Source organism: Streptomyces sp. A5-4, assembly GCF_051131715.1.
GTDB lineage: Bacteria > Actinomycetota > Actinomycetes > Streptomycetales > Streptomycetaceae > Streptomyces.
The window spans coordinates 1,625,154-1,648,594 of the sequence record NZ_CP178591.1 but is presented as its reverse complement, the minus strand read 5'-3'; the positions used below and the strand labels follow the sequence as shown (position 1 = coordinate 1,648,594).

General features: G+C 71.3%; 18 protein-coding genes and 1 pseudogene. 10 read left to right on the top strand and 9 right to left on the bottom strand.

Annotated elements, in window-relative coordinates:
• Positions 1 to 46: 46 nt before the first annotated feature.
• A pseudogene (gene hrpB, locus ACLLJJ_RS07615) lies at positions 47 to 2,218 on the bottom strand (ATP-dependent helicase HrpB); the annotation flags it as partial.
• 56 nt (positions 2,219 to 2,274) lie between these two features.
• On the bottom strand, positions 2,275 to 3,123 hold the full coding sequence (locus ACLLJJ_RS07610; RefSeq protein WP_434588507.1) for a class I SAM-dependent methyltransferase: 849 nt from the start codon (positions 3,121 to 3,123) through the stop codon (positions 2,275 to 2,277).
• A 371-nt stretch (positions 3,124 to 3,494) separates the two neighbouring features.
• Here ACLLJJ_RS07610 and rpsA point away from each other — a divergent pair, with 371 nt between their 5' ends.
• The 4 genes from rpsA (at position 3,495) to ACLLJJ_RS07590 (ending at position 7,387) form a co-directional block, all read left to right on the top strand.
• Entirely contained in the window at positions 3,495 to 5,024 is a 1,530-nt protein-coding gene (gene rpsA / locus ACLLJJ_RS07605) for a 30S ribosomal protein S1 (protein ID WP_434588506.1), read from the top strand.
• 186 nt (positions 5,025 to 5,210) lie between these two features.
• On the top strand, positions 5,211 to 6,149 hold the full coding sequence (locus tag ACLLJJ_RS07600) for a PAC2 family protein (RefSeq protein WP_434588505.1): 939 nt from the start codon (positions 5,211 to 5,213) through the stop codon (positions 6,147 to 6,149).
• Positions 6,150 to 6,323: 174 nt separating this feature from the next.
• A complete protein-coding gene (gene coaE, locus ACLLJJ_RS07595) occupies positions 6,324 to 6,941 on the top strand; it encodes a dephospho-CoA kinase (RefSeq protein WP_434588504.1) in 618 nt (205 codons plus the stop codon).
• Positions 6,942 to 7,015: 74 nt separating this feature from the next.
• Positions 7,016 to 7,387 (top strand): tetratricopeptide repeat protein, encoded by a 372-nt coding sequence (locus ACLLJJ_RS07590; protein ID WP_434588503.1) that lies wholly within the window; start codon positions 7,016 to 7,018, stop codon positions 7,385 to 7,387.
• A 157-nt stretch (positions 7,388 to 7,544) separates the two neighbouring features.
• Here ACLLJJ_RS07590 and ACLLJJ_RS07585 read toward each other — a convergent pair whose 3' ends face one another.
• Positions 7,545 to 8,858, bottom strand: coding sequence for a phytase (locus tag ACLLJJ_RS07585; protein ID WP_434588502.1), 1,314 nt, complete (start codon positions 8,856 to 8,858; stop codon positions 7,545 to 7,547).
• Between the two features lie 250 nt (positions 8,859 to 9,108).
• Here ACLLJJ_RS07585 and ACLLJJ_RS07580 point away from each other — a divergent pair, with 250 nt between their 5' ends.
• The 4 genes from ACLLJJ_RS07580 to ACLLJJ_RS07565 all read left to right on the top strand — a co-directional run bounded on the left by ACLLJJ_RS07580 (position 9,109) and on the right by ACLLJJ_RS07565 (position 14,647).
• A complete protein-coding gene (locus ACLLJJ_RS07580; RefSeq protein WP_434588501.1) occupies positions 9,109 to 9,597 on the top strand; it encodes a DoxX family protein in 489 nt (162 codons plus the stop codon).
• A 239-nt stretch (positions 9,598 to 9,836) separates the two neighbouring features.
• A complete protein-coding gene (locus tag ACLLJJ_RS07575) occupies positions 9,837 to 10,130 on the top strand; it encodes a hypothetical protein (RefSeq protein ID WP_434588500.1) in 294 nt (97 codons plus the stop codon).
• 348 nt (positions 10,131 to 10,478) lie between these two features.
• Complete coding sequence (locus ACLLJJ_RS07570; protein WP_434588499.1) at positions 10,479 to 13,418, top strand: DEAD/DEAH box helicase; 2,940 nt, start codon at positions 10,479 to 10,481, stop codon at positions 13,416 to 13,418.
• Positions 13,415 to 14,647 (top strand): SWIM zinc finger family protein, encoded by a 1,233-nt coding sequence (locus ACLLJJ_RS07565; RefSeq protein WP_434588498.1) that lies wholly within the window; start codon positions 13,415 to 13,417, stop codon positions 14,645 to 14,647. Before ACLLJJ_RS07570 ends, ACLLJJ_RS07565 begins: the two co-directional genes overlap by 4 nt.
• A gap of 108 nt (positions 14,648 to 14,755) precedes the next feature.
• Here the strand turns inward: ACLLJJ_RS07565 and ACLLJJ_RS07560 are convergent, their stop codons facing one another.
• The 3 genes from ACLLJJ_RS07560 to ACLLJJ_RS07550 all read right to left on the bottom strand — a co-directional run bounded on the left by ACLLJJ_RS07560 (position 14,756) and on the right by ACLLJJ_RS07550 (position 19,410).
• Complete coding sequence (locus tag ACLLJJ_RS07560; protein WP_434600333.1) at positions 14,756 to 16,894, bottom strand: TerD family protein; 2,139 nt, start codon at positions 16,892 to 16,894, stop codon at positions 14,756 to 14,758.
• Between the two features lie 376 nt (positions 16,895 to 17,270).
• Positions 17,271 to 18,419, bottom strand: coding sequence for a S1 family peptidase (locus ACLLJJ_RS07555; protein ID WP_434588497.1), 1,149 nt, complete (start codon positions 18,417 to 18,419; stop codon positions 17,271 to 17,273).
• 457 nt (positions 18,420 to 18,876) lie between these two features.
• Positions 18,877 to 19,410, bottom strand: a complete 534-nt coding sequence (locus tag ACLLJJ_RS07550) for a hypothetical protein (RefSeq protein ID WP_434588496.1) — start codon at positions 19,408 to 19,410, stop codon at positions 18,877 to 18,879.
• Positions 19,411 to 19,527: 117 nt separating this feature from the next.
• Between ACLLJJ_RS07550 and ACLLJJ_RS07545 the strand changes: the two genes are divergently transcribed.
• Entirely contained in the window at positions 19,528 to 20,880 is a 1,353-nt protein-coding gene (locus ACLLJJ_RS07545; RefSeq protein ID WP_434588495.1) for an amidohydrolase, read from the top strand.
• Here the strand turns inward: ACLLJJ_RS07545 and ACLLJJ_RS07540 are convergent.
• Positions 20,831 to 21,544: a DUF2293 domain-containing protein gene (locus ACLLJJ_RS07540; RefSeq protein WP_434588494.1), complete on the bottom strand. Its 714-nt coding sequence runs from the start codon at positions 21,542 to 21,544 to the stop codon at positions 20,831 to 20,833. The two genes, ACLLJJ_RS07545 and ACLLJJ_RS07540, sit on opposite strands and share 50 nt — an antisense overlap.
• 268 nt (positions 21,545 to 21,812) lie before the next feature.
• Between ACLLJJ_RS07540 and ACLLJJ_RS07535 the strand changes: the two genes are divergently transcribed.
• Positions 21,813 to 22,544, top strand: a complete 732-nt coding sequence (locus tag ACLLJJ_RS07535; protein WP_434588493.1) for a hypothetical protein — start codon at positions 21,813 to 21,815, stop codon at positions 22,542 to 22,544.
• A gap of 319 nt (positions 22,545 to 22,863) precedes the next feature.
• Here ACLLJJ_RS07535 and ACLLJJ_RS07530 read toward each other — a convergent pair whose 3' ends face one another.
• Both ACLLJJ_RS07530 and ACLLJJ_RS07525 read right to left on the bottom strand, forming a co-directional pair.
• Positions 22,864 to 23,124 carry a hypothetical protein gene (locus ACLLJJ_RS07530; RefSeq protein ID WP_434588492.1) on the bottom strand — a complete coding sequence of 87 codons (261 nt, stop codon included), beginning with the start codon at positions 23,122 to 23,124 and terminating at the stop codon, positions 22,864 to 22,866.
• A 25-nt stretch (positions 23,125 to 23,149) separates the two neighbouring features.
• The gene (locus tag ACLLJJ_RS07525; RefSeq protein ID WP_434588491.1) at positions 23,150 to 23,440 is read right to left on the bottom strand and encodes a hypothetical protein; all 291 of its coding nucleotides are present in this window, start codon (positions 23,438 to 23,440) and stop codon (positions 23,150 to 23,152) included.
• Position 23,441: the final 1 nt, after the last annotated feature.

Below are 23,441 nucleotides of genomic sequence, written 5' to 3'. Positions count from 1 at the left end.
TTTTCCCAAAAGTTACCCACAGGCACCAAATCGGTGGATCAAGGTTAAGCCCCTGGGCAGCGCTGATCCGCCCGAGGTCGGACCGGCGCCGGGCGCGGGACAGTTCCGGCTCCAGCCATGCGTCGATGCGGGCCGGGTCCGCCAGCGCGGCGTCCGACACATCGGGCCACGGCGCTCCCCTGACCCGGTGCAGGAACGCGAGCCGGTCCCGCAGCGCCTGCGAGTCGCGCGACCACCGCAACAGGCCCAGCCCCTCCCGCCGCAGCCCGTCGAGCAGCGCGTCCCGTACGAGCGCCTTGTCCGGCGACTTCAGCGGCCGTACGGCCAACTCGACCGCCCCCAGACGCTCCACGTGCCGGGCCACCACGTCCCCGTCCTCCCAGCGGACCTCCTCACCGCGGGCGAGCAGGTGCTCGGCGGCCAGCCGTGCGGTGTCCTCGTCGATGACCGCCGCGAGCCGTACACGCGCCGAGGGAGCGTGTACGGGACGGTCGGCCACGGCGACCGCCAGCCACGACGCACTGCGCAGCCGCGACCCTTCGCCGAGCTCGGCCCCGGTGCCCGAGGCCATCAGGAAGGCCCCCTCGCCCCGGGCCCTGGCCACCCGCTCGGGAAACGCCAACGCGGCCACGAGCCCGGCGACGGCGTCGTCACTCGCGGACGCGGAGGTGCCTCCGGGGAGGGGCGATGCCCCGGCGGAGCGGGAGCCCGCGCCGCCCGCCGTCGCCAGACGCTTCGCCTCCTGGCGCCAGCGAGCCCCGTACGCGTCGTTGCCCCGCCTGGCCGCCCGCCAGGCCGCCGCCAGGTCGTCCCCGTACTCCCTCGGAGGCTCCTCGCTGAGCAGCGCGACCACCTCCGCCGCCCGGCGCGCACCGACCTCCCGCGCGCCGTCGACGAGCGCCCGCGCGAGCCGGGGGTGCAGGCCGAGGCGGGCCATCCGTACGCCGCGCTCCGTCGCACGGCCCGCGCCGTCCACCGCGCCGACGGCGGCCAGCACCACGCGCGCCGCGGCCATCGCGCCGCCCGGCGGCCGATCGAGCAGAGCCAGGCCGGCGGCGTCCGGATCACCCCAGCAGGCCACTTGAAGAGCGAACGCCGTCAGGTCCGCGACCTTGATCTCCGGGGCGGGATAGCTCGCCAGCCGCCCGTTCTCCGCCTCGGACCAACAGCGGTAGACCGCGCCCGGCGCCTCACGCCCGGCCCGCCCCGCACGCTGCCTGGTCGCCGCCAGGGAGGCCCGTACGGTCGCCAGGGCGCTCAGCCCCCGCGCGTGGTCGGTACGGGGCTCACGGGCCAGGCCGGAGTCCACGACGATCCGCACTCCGGGGACCGTCAGGCTCGACTCGGCCACGGACGTCGCGAGGACCACCCTGCGCGCACCGGCGCCCGATCCCGCGAGCACCGCGTCCTGCACCGCGGCCGGCGCGCGCCCGTGCACCTGGAGCACCTCGGCGTCCAGGCCGCCCAACTGTCCGGCGACCCGCGCGATTTCACCGACGCCGGGCAGGAAGCACAGCACGTCACCGGCCCGCTCGGAGAGAGCCCTGCGCACCACGGACGCCACATGCGTCAGCATCACCGGATCGACCCGCATACCGTGCGGCGGCCGTACCGGCCGCGCGGGCGGCGCCCACACGGTCTCGACGGGGTACGAGATCCCGTGCGCCTCCACCACGGGCGCGTCGTCGAGCAGCCTGGCCCAGCCCGCCGCGTCGGTGGTCGCGGACGCCGCGACGAGCCGCAGCTCGGGCCGCAGGGCCGCCCGTACGTCCAGCAGGAAGGCCGCGACGGTGTCCGCGTCGAGATGCCGCTCGTGGCACTCGTCGAGTACGACCACGTCGACCCCGGTCAACTCCTGGTCGCGCTGGAGGCGTTGCAGCAGGACGCCGGTGGTCACGACCTCCACCACCGTCTCGCGCCCCACCACGCGCTCCCCGCGCACGGTGAACCCCACGCGCCCCCCGACGCTCTCGCCGAGGAGCCAGGCCATGCGCCTGGCCGCGGCCCGTGCGGCGATGCGGCGGGGCTCCGCGACGACGACCCTGCGCACCGGGCCCCCCTCGTCGAGCAGCCCGGCGAGGACCAGCGGCACGAGCGTCGTCTTGCCCGTGCCCGGCGGGGCGCACAGGACGGCGGTGCCGTGCTCTTCCAGGGCGCGTTGAAGGTCGGGCAGAGCACTGCGAACGGGCAGCAGGGCGAGGGCGTCGGTGCGGATCACGCCCCCAGTGTCGTGCCTGGGACGGGTGCGGGGGCGGGCCGCCCGCCCCCGCACCCTCAGTCCCGTTCGCAGACGAAGATCGCCGTGCCCGGGATCAGGTTGCCGCGCAGGGGGGACCAGCCGCCCCACTCCTGCGTGTTCCACGCGGGCCACCGCGGCTCGACCAGGTCGACCAGGGTGAAGCCGCCCGCCACCACGTCGCGGACCCGGTCGCCGACCGTCCTGTGGTGCTCGACGTACACCGCGCGGCCCTCGTCGTCCTGCTCGACGTACGGCGTCCGGTCGAAATAGGACGCGGACACGGAGAGGCCCTCGGGGCCGGGCTCGTCGGGGAAGGCCCAGCGGACCGGGTGCGTGACGGAGAAGACCCAGCGGCCGCCGGGCCGCAGGACCCGCCGCACCTCGCGGAAGACCTCCACCGGGTCGGCGACGAAGGGCACCGCCCCGTACGCGGAGCACGCGAGGTCGAAGGAGCCGTCCTGGAAGGGCAGCTTCCCCGCGTCGGCCTGCACCAGCGGGATGTCGCCGCCGATGCGCAGCGCGTGCTGGAGCTGCCGGTGGGAGAGGTCCAGCGCCACCGGGCGCGCGCCCTGCGCCGCGAGCCAGCGCGAGCACTGGGCCGCGCCCGCGCCGATCTCCAGGACGTCGAGCCCCTGGAGGGACTCCAGCGGCCCCAGCAGGCCGGCCTCCATCTCGTCGAGCCCCTCGGGGCACCACACGAAACGGTCGTCCCCCAGGAAGGTGCCGTGCTCGATCTGGTAGTCGTCCGCGTTCCGGTCCCACCAGCCCCGGCTGGCCCGGCTGCTCTCGGCCTCGTCGGCTGCGCGCCGGGTGGGCTCGCTCTCGTCGGCGTCGTCCGCCGCGCAGGAGTCGAGAGCCTCGTAAGTGTCGTCCTCGTGGATCATTGCGCCCGTCTGTCTCGTCTGCGTAGGGTCGCTCGGACCTGGAGCTGCCGGGTGTGAAGCGGCCCGGGTGGCCTGCTGAAGCCCCGTGAAAGCCCAGGTGTGCCGGGTATGGGGTGTTCCGCCCCGGGTGTGCGCCTTCGCGCATTGACCCTGCTCGGCTGCCCCCGTATGCTACAAGTTGCGCTGCGAGCCTGCGCACCTCAGACAGAGCAGGCTGCGCTTGCATCGGTTGTATGCCCCCTCGGTTGTCGAGGCGCTTCCGTTCTTCGGAAAGTGCGCCTCCTAGGCTGCCCGGCTGCAGCTGATGCCGATACGGGCTCCCGGCGTAGCAGTACCTACGACTTACTGTCCGTACCGGAGCCCTTACCCACATGACGAGCAGCACCGAGACCACCGCTTCCACCACCCCGCAGGTAGCGGTCAACGACATCGGTAACGAGGAAGCCTTCCTCGCCGCGATCGACGAGACGATCAAGTACTTCAACGACGGCGACATCGTCGACGGCGTCATCGTGAAGGTCGACCGGGACGAGGTCCTGCTCGACATCGGTTACAAGACCGAAGGCGTCATCCCGTCCCGCGAGCTTTCCATCAAGCACGACGTCGACCCCAATGAGGTCGTCGCCGTGGGCGATGAGATCGAGGCTCTTGTTCTCCAGAAGGAGGACAAGGAAGGCCGTCTCATCCTGTCCAAGAAGCGCGCACAGTACGAGCGCGCCTGGGGCACGATCGAGAAGATCAAGGAAGAGGACGGAATCGTCACCGGCACCGTCATCGAGGTGGTCAAGGGTGGTCTCATCCTCGACATCGGCCTCCGTGGCTTCCTGCCGGCTTCCCTCGTCGAGATGCGCCGCGTCCGCGACCTCCAGCCCTACGTGGGCAAGGAGCTCGAAGCCAAGATCATCGAGCTGGACAAGAACCGCAACAACGTGGTCCTGTCCCGCCGTGCCTGGCTCGAGCAGACCCAGAGCGAGGTCCGTCAGACCTTCCTTACGACCCTGCAGAAGGGCCAGGTCCGCTCCGGCGTCGTTTCCTCGATCGTCAACTTCGGTGCGTTCGTGGACCTCGGTGGCGTCGACGGTCTTGTGCACGTCTCCGAGCTTTCCTGGAAGCACATCGACCACCCCTCCGAGGTTGTCGAGGTCGGCCAGGAAGTCACCGTCGAGGTCCTCGACGTCGACATGGACCGCGAGCGCGTCTCGCTGTCGCTCAAGGCGACGCAGGAAGACCCGTGGCAGCAGTTCGCCCGTACGCACCAGATCGGGCAGGTTGTTCCCGGTAAGGTCACGAAGCTCGTTCCGTTCGGCGCGTTCGTTCGCGTCGACGAGGGCATCGAGGGTCTGGTCCACATCTCCGAGCTGGCCGAGCGCCACGTGGAGATCCCGGAGCAGGTCGTCCAGGTCAACGACGAGATCTTCGTCAAGGTCATCGACATCGACCTTGAGCGTCGCCGCATCAGCCTCTCGCTGAAGCAGGCCAACGAGGCATTCGGTGGCGACCCGGCGTCGGTCGAGTTCGACCCGACCCTGTACGGCATGGCCGCGTCGTACGACGACCAGGGGAACTACATCTACCCCGAGGGCTTCGACCCCGAGACCAACGACTGGCTCGAGGGCTTCGAGTCCCAGCGTGAGGTGTGGGAGACCCAGTACGCCGAGGCGCAGACGCGCTTCGAGCAGCACCAGGCTCAGGTCATCAAGTCCCGCGAGGCCGACGAGGCCGCTGCCGCCGAGGGCGCTGCAGCCCCCGCCGGTGGCACCCCGGCAGCCTCCAGCGGTGCTGGTGGCGGCAGCAGCAGCGCCGGTTCGTACTCCTCGGAGTCGGCGGACAACTCCGGCGCCCTGGCGTCGGACGAGGCACTGGCGGCGCTCCGCGAGAAGCTGGCCGGCGGCCAGAGCTGAATCGCTGAGCAGCGCGTCGGCGTAAAGCCGAGTAGCTGACGAGCAGGGCCCGCTCTCCTGGAGAGCGGGCCCTGCTTCGTTTTCCGCCACTTCCGCCCCGGTGTCCGGCAGGTGACCGGCGTGTTCAGGGAATGCCCGCGCCGCACGGCCTGTTCTCCAGTAGGAACACGAGGAGGAGCGGTAATCGTGCTTGAACCGCAGGATCTGTACGCATGGGAGCCGAAGGGTCTGGCCGTCGTCGACATGGCGCTGGCCCAGGAATCGGCCGGACTGGTCATGCTCTACCACTTCGACGGCTACATCGATGCGGGTGAGACCGGCGATCAGATCGTCGAGAAGCTGCTGGACACACTTCCCAACCAGGTCGTGGCCCGCTTCGATCACGACAGGCTGGTGGACTATCGGGCCCGCCGCCCCCTCCTGACCTTCCGGCGCGACAAGTGGGCGGAGTACGAGACCCCGGCGATCGACGTCCGCCTGGTGCAGGACGCGACAGGTGCCCCTTTTCTGCTGCTCTCCGGCCCCGAGCCGGACGTGGAGTGGGAGCGGTTCTCCCTCGCCGTGCGTCAGGTCGTCGAGCGCCTCGGTGTGCGGCTCTCGGTGAACTTCCACGGCATTCCGATGGGCGTCCCGCACACCCGCCCGGTCGGCATCACCCCGCACGGCAACCGCACCGACCTCATGCCCGGGCACCGGAGCCCCTTCGACGAGGCACAGGTGCCCGGCAGTGCGGAGTCGCTCGTGGAGTACCGCCTGTCGGAGGCCGGACACGATGTGCTCGGTGTCGCGGCGCACGTGCCGCACTACGTCTCGCGTTCGTCGTACCCCGACGCCGCGTTGACCACTCTGGAGGCGATCACGGCGGCGACCGGGCTCGTGCTGCCCGGGGTCGCGCACTCGCTGCGCACGGAGGCCCGCCTGACGCAGGACGAGATCTCCCGGCAGATCGGCGAGGGCGACGAGGAACTCATCTCGCTCGTGCAGGGGCTTGAGCACCAGTACGACGCGGTGGCGGGTGCGGAGACGCGGGGCAATCTGGTGGCGGAGGCGGTCGATCTGCCGTCGGCTGACGAGATCGGCCTCGAATTCGAGCGTTTCCTCGCCGAGCGGGAGGGCGAGGGCTAGGCGTTTGCCGGGTCCCGGACGGGCTGGATGCCGCCGCCACTTGCGGCAGCGCCCAGCCCGTCCGGTTTCCAGGGCTCGAACTGCCGGTCCAGGAACGGGCCTTGGATGGAGCCCCAGTGGACCGGAGGGTCCGGGGAGCCAACGGATCCGCAGGCTCCCCTTAAGCTTTCGCGCATGCTGAAAGTGGGCCTGACCGGCGGTATCGGCGCCGGCAAGAGCGAAGTGTCGCGCATGCTCGTCTCGTACGGGGCGGTACTGATCGACGCCGACAAGATCGCCCGGGAGGTCGTCGCGCCGGGAACCCCCGGACTCGCGGCCGTCGTGGAGGCCTTCGGCCAGGACATCCTCGCCGCCGACGGGACACTGGACCGTCCGAAGCTCGGCTCGATCGTCTTCGCCGACCCGGCCCGTCTGGCGACGCTGAACGCGATCGTCCACCCCCTGGTCGGCGCCCGCTCCGCGGAGCTGGAGGGCGGCGCGGACGCGGACGCCGTCGTCATCCACGACGTACCCCTGCTCACGGAGAACGCACTGGCCCCGCTGTACGACCTGGTGATTGTCGTGGACGCGTCAGCGGCGACCCAGTTGGCGCGGCTCGTGCGACTGCGTGGCATGACCGAGGACGAGGCCCGCAGCCGGATGGCTGCGCAGGCGAGCCGCGAGCAACGCCTGGAGATCGCCGACCTGGTCGTCGACAACGACGGGCCGTTGGAGGCGCTGGAGCCACAGGTCCGCAAGGTCTGGGCCGAGCTGACCGGGCGCGCCGGGCGGACCGCCGCCCCAGGGAGCTAGGCCGCGGTCGGCCCACGGAATATGACATGCCGTGCCGACCGTTGAAAGTGTGAGGCGAGGGGAAGGATGTCAGCGTGTCCGAACGCAGCCCGGAAACCCACATCATCGACTACCGCGCGGCGGAGCAGTTGCTCGCCACGCGCGATCCGCGGGGTGCCGTCAAGCTCCTCGACTCCGTGATAGCGGTCCACCCGGAAAACACGGCAGCTCGGCTCCTGCGTGCCCGCGCCTTCTTCGCCGCGGCCCAACTGCGGCTGGCCGAGCTTGAGTTCCAGCTCGTCCTGGAGCGCGAACCGGACAACGCCTTCGCCCACTTCGCCCTGGCGCGGACGTACGAGCGGGTGGCCCGCCCGGATCAGGCCAAGCGCCACTTCCGGCTGGCCGCCGCCCTGGACCCGAAGCCGGAGTATCTGGCGGCGGCGCGGTTCGACTCCGACGCGCAATGAACCCTGTGCCGGGTCGCGCTGTGACTCGCGTGAGGACTCGCGACCGGGTGCGAACAGCCGCCCGCCCGCGGTGAGCGCCCGCGCGGCGTTCCGCACCCGGCGCTCACCACGTCGACCGTCGTCCCCAGCTCGTCGACAGCCGTGGCCGAGGGCCTGATCAGTCGTCGATACGGTCCATGACCCTGCCGAGGTCCACGAACTTGAAGTCCGTGGACTCCCGCCCGCCGTCGCCGTCCGCCGATGTGTTGTGGCCGTCCTGCACGACGAGGAGGCCGCGCGGATACCTGCTGCCGAGTGGAGCGTTCAGCACCGCCGTCCCGTCGCACTCCTCAGAGCCGTCGAGGGCCTTGGACGCCGCGGTGACGCGGAAGCCGCCCTCGTACTCGTTGTTGTCCTTGAGCTCACGGTCGTAGAGGGCGAAGGTGTCGTCGCCCTGGCTCGACGAGAGAAGGTACCCGTCACCGTCGGACTCGGTCAGCAGCGTCAGTCCCTCGACGTCGGACGAGATCCGGGACCCGCCGAAGCCGGGATCGGCCCCCGGGGCGCACTCCTCGGTCTCCTCGTCGTAGACGCCCGGAACGCCGTATTCACGTACCTTGTCGACGAGTTGCGGCGCGCTTGTGAGATCGGCGCGCAGCCGCCAGATGCCTACGTCCTCCTGGCCCGCGTACAGCATGCCGTTGTCCGGGTCGACGACCATGCCTTCGACCTGGGGAAGCTCACCCGGCTCGGCGCAGGGGGACCAGGTGGCGCCGTTCGGCAGCCGGAAGGCCGACGGCAGGTCGAGCGTGCGGACCTTGCGGTAGCCGACCTTGCCGCCCGCGGTGGCGGTGAGTTCCAGCAGGGCGATACCGGTGCGCTCGCGCCGGCTGACCAGTGCGTAGGAGCGCCCGGTCCTGCGGTCGGTCCAGGTGGCCAGGCCGTACGCCGTCCGCTGGTCGTTGATCTCGCTCTGGCTGCCGGAGAAGACCGGCGCGGCGGCCGGGTCGGTGATGTCGGTCAGTGGGCCGCCGGGGCGGTCGCGGTCGATGCGGTAGACCCGCAGCCGGTCGTTGCCGCGGTCACTGGTCACGGCGACATCGGCGCGACCCGACGACAGGCGCAGGCCCGTCACGAGGTCGACGTTGTTGAACCGCCCCGGAGCGTCGCCCGCGGCGCCCGTCGAGGGAGCCGGGATCGCCTGCACCTGGCGCGCGTCCAGGTCGTACACCCGCAGGCCCGCCTCCTTGGCGGTGGCGATGACCAGGCTGCGGTCGGGATCGCTCGTATTGCGCCAGATCGCCGGGTCGTCCGCGTCGGCGTTGCCCCCGGCCTCGTCGTCGTGGAGCGCCGAGGTCTCGGCCCGGGGGGTGACGGCGGGCAGCGGGTCGGCGGCGGGCCCGTGCGCCTCGGCCGGCGCGGCGAGGGCGAGCGCCGTCAGCGTGGTGCTCAGGGCGAGTGCGGTCGAACGGAGCGTTCGGTGTCGGAGCACGGAGAGCCTCTCGATGTCGGGAACATGGCAAGCGCAGCGTGAGCATCGAATGGTCGTCCGGCCGGCAGGACATGAACAGGGAGCATCAAGGTGTGCGGGGCGTGAACAGGCCGCCCCACCGTGGAGCGTTCGGCCGACCGAACGAGCAGCCGTTGAGGAAATGGCCTCTCAGGCCGATGAGTTCCGAGGGCCCGCCGGGTCTACATCTCTGAAGAGCACGCACCGCACTGCTGCACAGAGGGAGACCACGATGTCCGAGGCCACCACCACCCCAGCCGCCGCTTCCACCCCTGTTTCCACCCCTGCTTCCACTTCGGCTTCCGCTGCCGCCGCCGGGTCGGCTCCGGCCGGGACGGGCCGCCGGTCGAACATCGCCGTGCGTGTGCTCCAGGTCGTACTCGCCCTGTTCTTCGCCGTTCCCAGCGCGCTGCCCAAGCTGATCGCGCACCCCTCGGCCGCCGAGAGCTTCGACAAGATCGGCTTCGGCGACTGGTTCATGTACCTGACGGGCGGCCTGGAACTGGCCGGTGCGATCGCCCTGGTGATACCGATTCTGTCCGGCGTCTCGGCGCTCGCCCTGAGCGGGCTGATGGTCGGGGCGTTCATCACGCAGATCACCGCCTTCGACGGGCAGAACGCGGCGACGCCACTGATCGTGATGGCGCTGCTCCTCGTCATCGCCTGGGTCCGCCGCCACCACAACGCGGACCTCGTCGCGCTGGTACGCCGTCGCGCGTAGCCGCCCGCCCGTCGCCTTCATGGCCCCGCGCGCCCTGCCGGACCCCTCGTCCGGCGCGGCGCGCGGGGCCATGAGCTGTTACGAAGTGGGTTTTCGCCCGCACGCACCGACGGATCTCTTTACGGTGTAAGGGGTAGCTGTACGGACCGACTCAGGTCGAGGACGCAGGTTGAGGGGGCGCGATGGAAGCCGAGTTGGTGGCTCTGGCGACGGCATGAGCGACGGCGCTGGTGCAACAGATGGTGACGGATTCCTGGTCGCAGGTGCGCGGGCGCGTCGCCGCGTTCTTCTCACGCGGCGGTGCTGCGGTCGACGAGGAGACGGTCGAGGGCGAGCTAGAGCTGTCGCGCGGCGAACTGGCCGCCGCGCGGGAGGCGGGCGACGAGCAGACGGTGTCGGACGTGGAGGCGGAGTGGCGCACCCGGCTGCGCCGGGCACTTCAGGCGGATCCGGAGCTCTGCGGCAGAACTCCGCGCGCTGCTCGGGGAGTTGGCGCCGGGCGAGGACGGGCCGGGCCGTGGCGACGTACATAACACGATCAGGGGGGAGTGCGGCACGGCCATGTCGTCCAGGCGCGGACGATCTTTTCCGTGCACTTCGGCGAACAGACCTGAAGAGGCAGACCTGAAGAGGGCGGATCTCTGCCGGGTCCGGCAGCCCGCTCTGGTTCGCGGGAGGGGGCAGGCGGGGATAAGGCGGGCCGGCCGCTGAGGACTCGGCGCTCCGCCCGATCCCGCTCCCCCGGTCCCGCTCCGCCCGGTGGCGCGGCTGGAGCGCCGCGCCCCACCTGGTCCGCATCGCGAAGACCGGCTGTCAGACCCCGCCCGTAGACTCGCACGTGTACAGGGACACAAGCACACGAGTGGGGCGGGGGAGTCGACGTGGACAGCACGCAGCAGCCATCGGGGGCCCCGCGCGCTCCCGTTTCGCTCGCTTCGGTCCGGCGTGCTGCCGCAGTCTTCCTGCCCGCCGAGCTGCCGCGCGACGGCAAGGTCGCCTTTTGGGACCCGGAGGGTGACGCGCTGCCCGGCGCGAGCGCCGAGATCACGGTCGTACGCCGGCACGGCGCCGCCGTCCGCCGCCGCACCGTTCCCGCCCTGCTCATGTCCATCACCGAAGCGCTGCCGCTGCTGGCCCGCGCCCGGCAGGACCCGGCGGCCCACCCCGCCGCCCGCTGCTGGGGCGCCGCCGCGCTGCACGCGCTGCACCTGACCGCGCGGGCCCGGCTGTTGCCCGGCCTGACCGCGGGCGACCACGACGCCTGGCGGGCCGGACCGCTCGACGCCGACGACATCGCGCAGGTGCGGGCCGTCGCGGCGGCCATGCCCCCCGAGGCGTACGCGGTGCCGCTCCCCGGCCGTGCGCCGCTCCAGCTCCCCGAGCCCGAAGCGCTGGTGAAGGCGTTCCTCGACGCGGTCGCCGACACGCTGCCCCGGACCCCTTCGGCCGCCTTCGCGGTGGGCGCGCCCTTCGCGGCGCGCGCCGCGCAGCATCTGCCGGGCCTGCGGGAGTGGGCGGCGGAGGTCGCGTCCGGGATGGACGCGGGAGTGCGGGTGTCGCTGCGTCTGGACCTGTCGCAGTTCGAGCTCTTCGACGGGGGTGCGGACGACGCGGACACGGCGGCCGGTCAGGATGCGGCCCGTCAGGACCCGAGCGATTACGACGCGGACAGCGACGCCGCCGATGCCCCGGTGAAGCGCCGCGCCGGCACCGCCCTGGTCCAGGTGCACAGCCTGGCCGACCCCACCCATGTCATCGACGCCGCCGCCCTGTGGGCGGGCGGCGGAAGCGACGGTTTCGGCCCGCGGGCCAGGATCGACGCGGTGCTGGCGCTTCGCCGGGCGGCGCGCGTCTGGCCTCCGCTCGGGCGGCTCCTGGAGCGCCCCGTTCCCGACGTACTGCCGCTGTCGGAGGACGAGCTGTACGACCTGCTCGGTCCGGCGGCGGCCAAGCTCGCTGCGGCGGGCGTCGCCGTCCACTGGCCCAGGGAGCTGGCCCGTACGCTCTCGGCGACCGCGGTGGTGCGCGCCGCCCCCGGCTCGGCAACCGACGGCACTTCCTTCTTCGACGCGCAGGAGCTGTTCGCCTTCAGCTGGCAGCTGGCGCTCGGTGGTGAGGAGCTCAGCGAGTCCGACATGGACACGCTCGCCGAGGCGCACCGCCCGATCGTAAGGCTGCGCGACCAGTGGGTGGTGGTCGACCCGGCGCTCGTACGCAAGGCGCGCAAGCGGGAGTTGGGCCTGCTGGCCCCGGTCGACGCGCTCGTCGTGGCGCTCACCGGCAGTGCGGAGGTCGACGGCGAGCAGGTCGACGCGATCCCCGTCGGCGCCCTGGCCGCCGTCCGTAACCGACTCATCGCCGAAGCCGGTGACACGGCGGCCGGCGCCCTGCCGGTCGCCCAGCCGGCCGGCCTCGACGCCACCCTGCGCGACTACCAGCTACGCGGTCTCGCCTGGCTCGACCAGATGACCGCACTCGGCCTGGGCGGCTGTCTCGCCGACGACATGGGCCTGGGCAAGACGATCACGGTCATCGCGCTGCATCTGCGTCGGGCCCGCCCCGAGCCCACCCTGGTGGTCTGCCCCGCCTCCCTCCTGGGGAATTGGCAACGCGAGATCACCCGCTTCGCGCCGGGCGTCCCGGTCCGCCGCTTCCACGGCACGACACGGACCCTCGACGACCTCGACCCGCTCGACGGCGGCTTCGTCCTCACGACGTACGGGACGATGCGTACGAGCGCACCCGAGCTCGCCACTCAGGCCTGGGGGATGGTCGTCGCCGACGAGGCACAGCACGTCAAGAACCCCTACTCGTCGACCGCCAAGGCGCTGCGCACCATCCCTGCCCCCGCACGCATCGCGCTGACGGGCACCCCCGTGGAGAACAACCTCTCCGAGCTGTGGGCCCTCCTCGACTGGACCACCCCCGGGCTGCTCGGCCCGCTCAAATCCTTCCGGGCCCGGCACGCGCGGCTGGTGGAGAGCGGCGAGGACCAGGACGCCTCCGAGCGCCTTGCCCGCCTGGTCCGCCCGTTCCTCCTGCGCCGCAAGAAGTCCGACCCGGGCATCGTGCCCGAGCTGCCGCCGAAGACGGAGACCGACCACGCCGTCTCGCTCACGCGCGAGCAGGCCTCGCTCTATGAAGCGGCCGTCCGCGAATCCATGGCGGTCATCGAGGCATCGGAAGGCATCGCCCGCCGCGGCCTCGTCATGAAACTCCTTTCCTCCCTCAAGCAGATCTGCAACCACCCGGCGCAGTATCTGAAGGAGGACACCAGACGCCTCGCCGACCGCTCGGGAAAGCTCGAACTGCTCGACGAGCTCCTCGACACGATCCTGTCGGAGGGCGGCTCCGTCCTGGTCTTCACCCAGTACGTGACGATGGCCCGCATCCTCGCCGACCACCTGGCGGCCCGCGCCGTCGGCACCCAACTCCTGCACGGCGGAACGCCCATCGCGCGGCGCGAGGAAATGGTGGACCGCTTCCAGTCCGCCGAGGTCCCCGTCTTCCTGCTCTCCCTGAAAGCGGCGGGCACCGGCCTGAACCTCACCAGGGCCGCCCATGTCATCCACTACGACCGCTGGTGGAACCCGGCCGTGGAGGACCAGGCCACCGACCGCGCCTACCGCATCGGCCAGACCCAGCCGGTGCAGGTGCACCGCCTGATCGCGGAAGGCACGGTGGAGGACCGTATCGCCGAACTGATCGCGTCTAAGCGGGCGTTGGCCGACGCGGTTCTCGGCGGCGGCGGGGAGGCCGCCCTGACCGAGCTCACCGACCGCGAGCTGGCGGACCTGGTGTCCCTGCGGAGGCCCGCATGAGCACCGGAGCGGACGCAAGCATCGGCGGGGGCGGGAGCGGGGGCATGAGCGTCAGCTGGTGGGGCGCCGCCTGGATCGAGGCACTCGAAGCGCTCTCCCTGGACCCGGGCCGCCTGGCCCGCGGCCGCAGTTACGCCGGCGAGGGGAACGTCGGCGCGATCAGTGTCGCGCCGGGCCGGATCATCACGTACGTCCGCGGCAGCAGGCCCCGCCCGTACCGTACGGAGATCCGCCTTCGTGTGCTGCCCGACGACGACTGGGACCGCTTCCTGACCACGGCGGCGGCCGACCCCGGGCACATGGCTGCCCTCCTCGACAAGGACATGCCGCACTCCCTGGTGGAGTCGGCGGCCGAGGCCGGCGTGGACCTGCTGCCCGTCCCGGGAGACCTCGCCCCGTCCTGCTCCTGCCCGGACCACGGCCACCCCTGCAAGCACGCCGCCGCCCTCTGCTACGAGACCGCCCGTCTCCTGGACAACGATCCGTTCGTGCTGCTGCTGATGCGCGGCCGGGCCGAGCGTGACCTCCTCGACGACCTCGCCCGCCGCAACGTGGCCCACTCGGCGCGCGAAAGGCCCGCACCGCCGCCCTTCCCCGGGATCCCCGCCGACACCGCCCTGGCCCCGCGCACACTCCCGGCGCTCCCGGGTCCGTTGCCGGTGCCCGTGCACCCCAGCCACGCCTCGGCGGCGTACCCCGGCTCGCGCGGCGCCCCGGACCCGCTCGCTCTGGACCTCCTGGTGACGGACGCCGCGGCCCGCGCCCACACCCTCCTCACCACCGGTGAGGACCCCATCGCAGCGCTCACCGCGTGGCAGGACGCGGTCCGGCTGGCCGCCGCGCAGCCCGGCTCGGGCCTCACCGCCGCCACCCGCGGCCTGTACGCCGCCCTCGCGTCCGCGACCGGCCGCACCCCCACCGACCTGGCCCGTGCGGTAGCGGCCTGGCAGCAGGGCGGTCGCCCGGGTCTGGCGGTCCTGGAAGCGCCCTGGGACCCGCCGGCGGGCCCCTTCGACCGGGCGGGCCCGGCCCTGTCCGCCGCGCGTCTCCCCCGCCTGCGCCCCCACCGCAACCGCCTCAGCGACGCGGAGCGCGGCATCCAGCTCCGGCTCGGCCACGACGACCGCTGGTACCCGTACGAATCGGACCCGGGCACCGACGACTGGTGGCCGACGGGCACCCCGGACGCGGACCCGGTGGGTGCGCTCAGCGCCCTGCTGGACGACTGAAGGACGGCGCACGAACAGCGGTGTACGAGACGTACGCGGTGCACGAGACGTACGCGGTGCACGAGACACAGGGGAAGTGCGGGGGACCGGGACCGGCCTGATGCGAGGTCAGGCCGGGACACCGGCCGAGGCAGTGTTTCGGCCGCGCTGCGCCGTTCGCTTCTCCCCCTGTGCCTGTGCCACGACCTGTGTCACCACGCTCAAGTAGAAACGGTCGACAGCAGAATCCACGCTGCGGATGAACCCGGACTCCGCGTTGCCCCGCGTGCTGCCGATCCCCTTGGAGAGCGACAACCGGAAGCCGGTGATCTGGCTGCCGTCCTTCGGCAGGAGATCGCCGGGTTCCGGCCGCAGCTTCTCCAGCGTGCTGCGCGGCCCGGTCCCGTCGCCCTCGACGAGCGTCTGGACGTGCAGATCCGCCGGAGCCTCACCCAACTGCTTCACCAGCCGTTTCACCCAGGTGAGGGGGTATCCCAGCTCCGGGGCCGGGACCTCGATGGAGGTGCGGAGCCTGCTCAACCGGAGGTCGGCAGTGATCAGCAGAATGCCCGGCGCCCCCTCTATCCGCACCTCCGCGTGCAGCAGCCCGTCCTCGCAGAGACGGTCCGCGAGTGCGACCCGGCGCGACCCGGGGTCCGTGCCGCGCCTGGCGCGCTGGACGGGAACGACCTTCTCGCCGATCTCACCACCGAGCCGCAGACACACCTGCCGGATCAGCCGCTCCCAGCTCTCCACGACGAGCACGGTGCGGGCGTCCCCGGCGCACAGGGTCTCCTCGTCGATCCCTCTGCGCACGGGGACCCAGGCCGGGCCCATGTTCTGGAAGCCGTGACACCCGGAGTTGTCGTGCTGAAGGTAGTGGAGCAGCTCGCGCAGGAGCCAGGCCTGCGACTCGTGGCGTACGCCCTCGTGGTTGATCAACATCTGGGCCTGGTGGGTGACTTCCGCCCAGGACAGGTGCCAGAGGGCGACCTTGTGCTTGCGGCGGCCGTCGATCCTCACATCGACCAGTGGGCTGCCCTCCAGAGCCACATCGTTGGACAGCGTGATGACGGCTTCGTATCCGCGCCGGGCCGCGATGTCCATATAGGCCTGGATCTGCTCGGCCTTGAGGGGGTTGCCGTTGGTCTTGGTCTCCACCAGGGCGGTCCACAGTTTGCCCGCACGCTCGACGCGGATGATGCCGTCCGGCCGCCTCGGGCTGTCCCCGTTCGGAAGGGAGACCTCGGTGAAGGTCTCCATGCGGCCGGCGGGCGCGCCGAAACCGGCGGTGAGGCGATGCCCGAACTTGGGGACCTGGGCCATGACGGACAGCAGGATGGAGGTCGCCCGCATCTCGCGTTCGTGGTCGCTCTTCAGGGAGGACGCGGGGAACAGCCGTGCGCTGCGCCAGGAGTCGTTCTCGGCGAGCGAGGGCTTCGCGACCTTGGGCGGGGCGACCTTCTTCTTCGCGGTGCGCAGACGCTGCGCGGGGGCCGGGGGCCGGGCCGATTCGGGTACGGACCGGGCTGCGGGCTGAGCGGGGACTGCGGCCGACGGCACCACGGTTGCGGGGGCGCCGACGACCGGCTCGGCATGCGTGGCTTCCGTACGCGCGGGTTCCGCTCGCGTTGCCTGCGCCGTCGCGGCGATCCCAACGCGCGACTGCGCGGCGGTTTCCGCGTCCTGGACTTCCGCGTCCTGTGCCTCGGTGTCCTGATCGTCGTCCTCGTCCTCGTCGATCTCGATGCCGTAGTCGGTCGCGAGCCCCGCGAGTCCGGTTTCGTACCCCTGCCCCACGGCACGGAACTTCCATGCGTCGTCGCGCCGGTACATTTCACCGAACACGAAAGCGCTCTCCACACTCGCATCCGTGATGGAGAAGCCGAGGACACCCTCACCGCTGCCGTCGGTGAGCACGAGCCGGATGTTCTCCAACTCGCCGAACGCCGCCCGCTGATGGCGGCTCGCGGCGACGACCACCCGGTCGATTTCGGCGGGCAGGACGGAGAGGTCGAGTTTGATCCGGTCCTCAGTGCCGTTCTCCGTGGGCGTGAGCCCGAGGAGTTGCACGCTGCCGTCCGACGCGGCGGGGTTGTTGTAGAAGAAGAAGTCGTCGTTGTGGCGAACCTTGCCGTTCCCGCCGAGCAGCAGCACCGATACGTCGGCATCGCCCTCACCGCTCGGGCTGCTCCAGCTCAGACTGATGATGACGGAGTCGGCGTTGTCGCTGAGCGTGCTGACACCGACGTTGGAACCCTTGACCATTTCGTGCACGGAAGACCCCCCACAGGCCGGAGCGCGAGGCTGGACGGCCGGCCGTACGCGCTCCCTGGAACGATGAGATGAGGCTCCCCCCTCAGGAGCGTGAGGTGGAGCCTATCCAGGCACCGAAGGCCAATCCGCCCGTATCGGTAAATGGCACTCGTGGGGTGAGTGTTGAGGCTGGTGAGGTGCGGCTGCGAAAAGCCCGGGGGTGTGCAGCGGATGGACCGTGCGGGTCACGGCAAGGGAAATCCCGCCGCGGCAAGGGGAGGGGGACCGGACGTGGCCGGACCCTTGTCGCGACGGGTGCCCGCGGGGGTGCTACGGGGTCTTGCGTCAGGCGGTCGGGCCGGGTGCGGGCCCAGGCGCGTCCGCAGTCCTAAGCCGTGTGCAGTCGCAGACCGTACCGGCCGAGGATCTCGTTGATCGGCTGGTGCCAGGTCTCGCCGCCGCTGCCGCAGTTGCCCCAGCCGCCGGAGGTCACGCCCTGTGCCTGGTCGCCGCTGATGAAGGAGCCGCCCGAGTCGCCACCCTCGGCGCAGACGCTGGTCTTGGTCATCTGGTGGACCGCGCCCTGGCTGTAGTTGACGGTCTCGTTCTTGGCCAGGACCCTGCCGCAGTGCCAGTGCGTCGTGGAGCCGGACCGGCAGACCGAGGCGCCGACGGGGGCCTCGGCGGAGCCGCGGACCAGTTGGTCGGGGACCGTGCCCCAGCCGAGGACCACCGGAACGGTCCACCAGCCGCTGCCGACGCTCACCCAGGCGTAGTCGTTGCCCGGGAAGGACGAGCCCTGGAAGTTGCCGATGGCGGAGTTGTCCCAGCCGCGCACGGAGGCGCCCGCCGAGCCGCAGTGTCCGGCGGTGACGAAGCCGCCGTGCACGGAGAAGCCGATGGAGCACCGGACGTTCCCCGTGTAGTACGGGTCGCCGCCCACGGTCCCGGCGGCGAAGGTGGTCGGGGCCTGGGAGGTCTCCTCGACCTTCACCGGGCCGGCTTTGCGGGCCTGCTCGACGAAGCTCTGGACATCGTTGTCGTCCCGCGCCGAGGCGACGATGTTCAGCACGACCCGACCGGCTTCGGGATCCACGTGCCAGCTGCTCACCCCGGCCGGCGCGGACAGCGAGTCGATCCGCGTCTTGACGGCGTCGAGCTCCCTCGCGCTGTGCGTCACCAGCCGGACCGTGGCGCCTGTCGCGCGCACGTCGTCGGCCCTTTCGGCGCCGTTCACGGCGACGGTCAGCTTTCCGCTGTCCGCGTCGAACCAGGAGCCGCCGTACGACGCGCCCGCGGCGCGCCGCGCGTCGCCTTCGAGTGCGGTTGCCGTCTTCTCGGCCTTCAGCCTTGCCTTGGCCTGGCTCTGCGTCAGGCCCAAGTCCCTCTGCATGGCGCTGAGTAGGCCGGTGGAGGCCGGTGGGGTGGTGGTCGGCTCCGGTGTCGCGGCCGCGGCCGGGGCGAGCCCGGCGGTTGCCCAGGTACCGAGGAGGAGGATGGCGGACAGACCGGTGCGTATGACTGTGGTGCGTCTCAAGGTATTGGCCCTTCTGTTGTTCCAGCAGCGTGGGGCGGAACAGCAGGCGGATGAGAGCGATCAGGCGGATGAGAGCGCTCTCATATTCCACCCGGCCGGAGCGTAGCCGAGGAAGCTGGGCAGGTCCATGCCAATGGCGGCAGGCCCTGTTCAATGGCCGGTTCCGGGTGTTCGCTCCGCCGGGTCGGGCCCGACGAGCCGAGGAGCCCCGGCAGCTCGGTGCCCCGGCGGAGCCGTTCCTACGCGGGACGAGCAGCGCGCCCCGACGGCAGGCGCTGACCGAAAGCACTCCGAGCGGGCGTCGTCGTACGGCCCGGCGCGGGTGGCGCGGGTGGCGTGGGTGGAGTGGACAGGTCGGCCGCGGTCCCGCGCCACGTGACGGCCATGGACCAGACGCCGTCGCGGTCCGCGCGCGTAATGCGGACCCGTTGGGCATCCGGAGCGAGCAGTCGTGGGGCTAGAGCTCCTCCGCCCACCGCGTCAGCGCAACAAAGTCCGCCTTCCGCAGACCGTGGCGCGGATGAATGCGCAGCAGCAGCGCCGGAGCGTCGTGGTGGGCCGCGACGTACGCCGTGTCCAGATCCGTGATCATGTCGTCGACCCAGACGAACGGGCGTCCCACCGCCCACTTCAGGAGTGGGCGGGTCTTCCAGTACAGGCCGTCCGGGTCCTTGCCGAACAGCTCCGGCCACTCGATCACCGGGAGGGTGTCGGGGAGGCCGATGACCGGGGCGATCAGTTCGTTGGCCTCGTGCATCCACGTGGTGGCCCAGACCAGCTCGTACGGGAGCGCCGAGAGGAGTGCCCCGTGGCCGGGGTGCAGGCGGATGCGCAGCCCGCGGCGGTGGGCGCGGGAGCCGGGAGTCTGGCGGGAAAGCCAGTTGGCCGGGTGGAGGCGGCGGGTGGTGTAGCCGCGCAGGCGGGGGAGGCGGGCGAAGTACGGGTTCAGCGGGCCGTCCACGTCCAGGAGCAGCAGGGGGCGATCCTTCATGACAGAGGGCTGCCCATGGGGGAGGCTGATCACGTGCCGATGAGGGCCTGTTCGGGGCCCCATTTTTTGATCCTGTTCCGGGTAGGCCCCGAGCAGGGCGGACCGAGGAGGCGCCGGATGCCCGCCGATCTTGTTATTACGGGCTGTACCGCCCTGGTGCCCGGGGCGGGCGGGGACGGTGGGATCGACTTCGTCGAGGACGCCGCCGTTGTCGTACGCGACGGAGTCATCCAGGCCGTCACGTCCGCCCAGGACGTCGCCGATCTGCCGTCCGCCGAGCGGATCGACGCGCGCGGGCAGCTCGCCATGCCCGGGTTCATCAACTGCCATACCCACTCGCCGATGGTGGCGCTGCGGGGCATCGCGGAGGACATGGCCGCCGAGGAGTGGTTCAACGACTGGATCTGGCCCATGGAGAGCAACCTCACCGACCCCGTGGTCGAACTGGGTGCGTCGCTGGCCTGCGCCGAGATGATCCGTGGTGGTGTCACCTCCTTCGCCGACCACTACTTCGCCATGGACCGGGTCGCCGCCGCGGTCGTCGCGAGCGGGCTGCGGGCCAACCTCGGGTCGGCCTTCTTCTCCAGTCAGGGGGCCGAAGGGCGTGCACGGTCAGTGGAGTTCGCGCTTCGGCTGCGGGGCGCTGCCGGTGGGCGGATCACCACCTCGCTGGCTCCCCACGCGCCGTACACCGTCGACGACGCCGATCTGGCGGCCACCGCCGAACTCGCCCACGAACACGGGCTTCCCGTTCACATTCATGCCGCCGAGAATCGGGCGCAGACCGACAGCAGCCTGGAGCGGTACGGGGTCTCACCCATGCAAGTGCTCGCACGTGCGGGGCTGTTGGACGTGAACCTCCTCATCGCGCACGGCACCGGCATCAGGGACGAGGACCTGGCGGTGCTTCAAAACGGCAGCGGCCGCATTGCCGTCGCGACCGCCCCCAGGGGCAATCTGAAGTTCGGCTGGGGCACCACGCCCATCCGCGCGCTGCGCTCCATCGGGATCCCGGTCGGTCTGGCGACGGACGGCGCCGCCTCGAACAACACCCTCGATGTGTGGGAGAGCATGACCCTCACCGCGCTGGTGCAGAAGTCCTTCGAGGCCGATCCGACCTGGATGACCGCGCGCCAGGCGCTCGACCACGCGACTCGTCAGAGCGCCCGCGCCATTGGCCTGGAGGGTGTCGTGGGCGCGCTCGCGGCCGGGCACCGGGCCGATCTGATCCTGGTGGACCTCACCGGGCCCCACACCCGGCCGCCGCACGACATCGCCGCCACCCGGGTGCACAGCGCGCGCTCCAGTGACGTGCTGACCACCATCGTCGACGGGCGCGTCCTCATGCGGGACCGGCGGCTGCTCACCCTCGACGTGCCCGCGATCGCGGATGAACTGGCCGGACAATTGCCCGAGTTGGTCAAGCGTCGCGTCGGCCGGAGTGTCCAGGACTACCGCGCGGAGGGTTAGGCCTCCGCCACGCCGCCAGCACCGTCTCGATCGCCCCCGCCATCCGCCGCCGCGCCTCGTCACGCCGTACGCCGCTCATCAGCAGCGCGTCGTACGCCGTGTCGTCGTGCCGTACCGCCGCCCGCACCGCGGCCGTCACCGCGCCCTCGTCCAGGGAGCGGCCCGCCGCGCTGCGGCCCACCCGGCCGCTGCCCCGGAGCGAGGTGTGCGTGGCGACCGCCTCGGCCCGGACCGGCGGGCAGCACGGGAACAGGCGCAGAATCTCCGCGGTCAGGGTGGCGGTGAAGCGGACATCCTCGACCGCGCGGCGTGCCGCGTCCCGTTCGCGGCGGCGGGCGCGGGCGTCGGCGTCCGCCAGGCAGGCGGCCTCCGCCCGGAGCAGGGCCCGCTCCTCGACGAGGATGCCCTGGCGTTCGTAACGCGTACGGCGGCTGTTGTGGCGCAGGACCACCGCCCACAGCGAACTGGCCTCCCGGGCGCGGCGCGTGAGAGCCGCGTTGCCGCGCGGGAGGTAGCTGAGGTGGCCGAGGTCCGCGCAGTCCAGGCAGTGCGGGGCGTTGTGCTCCAGGACGAGGAGGGGGAGCGGGCCCTGGTGGCATTCGGTGCAGTGCAGGCGCGGTCTGCGTGGTTGGACGACGACGACCGGTGGTCCGGCGCCGACCATGTCAGCGCACCCCTGGCGTCGCCGCCCCGATGAACGCGCGCACCGCCTTCCCCGAGCGCGGCGCGCTCCGTGTGGTCCGGTGCGTCGCGAGCGCGTCGAGGGGAGTGTCTCTCACTGCGGCGTATGCTCTGCCCATCGCGCGAACTCCCGGGCGTTGTTGAGGTGTTGAAGTGATGAGGTGCGGGGGTGGGTGCAGGCGTGGGCGGAGGGTCCGGCTGATCGTATAAATGGTTCGGAAGATGCGAGTGATCTTGCTAGCGTCTTGGTCGTGGCGAAACTCAATCAGATCATCGCGGTGGAGAAGGGCGTCAAGTCTAAGGCGCAGCAGGACCTGACGGCGGCCCATCACGGGCTCCAGAAGCCGGCGCTGCTCGCGGGCATCTCGCGCACGTACCAGCCGAAGGACGAAGAGGGCGAGCAGCTTCCGCCCGAGTCGACGCGGGTCCAGATCAAGGCCGAGGACGTGCTGCGCGACACCGCGAAGACGCTGACCAGGCTCTTCGACGTGACCGCCACCAAGGACTGGGCGAACTGCGAGGCCCGCGCCGACGTGACCGTCGACGGTCGGGTACTCGTGAGCGCGGTCCCGGTGTCCTATCTGCTGTTCCTGGAGAAGCAGTTGACGGACATCTACGCCTTCGTGCGCAAGCTTCCCCTGCTCGACGCCTCCGAGGCGTGGACGCTCGACCCGTCGACCGACGACTGGAGGACGGACGCCGTACGGACGCTTCGGACGAAGAAGGTGCCGCGCAACCACGTGAAGGCCGAGGCCACCGAGAAGCACCCCGCGCAGGTCGAGGTGTACTACGAGGACATCCCGGTCGGGTACTGGACGACCGTCAAGTTCTCCGGTGCGCTGACGGCCCGGCGCGTGAACGACGTGCTGGAGCGGGTGGAGAAGCTCCAGCAGGCCGTGAAGTTCGCCCGCGAGGAGGCGAACGGCGCCGAGGTCACCGACCAGCGGGTGGGCGACGCCGTCTTCGGCTACCTGTTCGGGTAGCCTCATCAACTCCCCGGCCACCATTGTGCGGTTGGGGTGCGCGAAGAGCGCAAGCTGAAACTGAAGTTCGTCGTGACTGCGCGGTACCGGCTTCGGGCCGCGTTCAATCTCAGACTCTTGCTCCAGACTCAGCATTCGTCGCCGATCGCCGTACCAACCGGGCCCGGGCCCATGCGCGTCGAGATGCCGGTTCAATTCCGGCCCGCGGAGCTTCGATCCGCGGTGGTCCAAAGGCAGGACGCGGCGACATTACGACTGATCCGGTCTCTTCAACGGGCGGCGCATCAACCAGGTGGCATCAACAGGGCTCGGGGGCCGGCTACGCCCCCGGGCCCGCTTCCTTCGCGAGGTGTGCGGTGTGTTCGCGTGGTCCGGCGAAGGAGACCCCTCGGCCGGCGAAGAAGCGCTCGAAGGTGGCGAGGGGGAGATCCGCGGCCCGTGAGAGAGGGGCCGTGCCCGACGGGTTGTGGAAATGGACGCCCTCGCCGTCCGGCGTACGGCCCGTCACCAGCACCAGATGGCCGCCCCTGCCCGGCGCCGGGCGACCCGGGTTACGGATTTCATAGTGGACCGAGGCCATCACCGTCCGTCCCGCGTCGAGGAGTTCAAGGATCTCCGCCGGGCCGAGATGGCGGTGGACGGTGGTGGGGAGCGCGTGGGCCTCTTCGGCGTACGTTGCCAGCGCCGCACAGATGACCGCACCACCGGCCGTAGTCCTCGACGGTCGCCGCTCCCGAGGTCTCCCACGCCGGGTCGGTGGCCGGGTCCAGGCCGTCGTACACGATCTGTTCGATCAGATGCGGTGAGGCGAACTGGGTGTGGACGACGGTGTTACATGTGGAGCACATGGGAGCTGTGTGGCTGGTGAGGTGGCTGGTACTGGTGAGGTCGGCCATT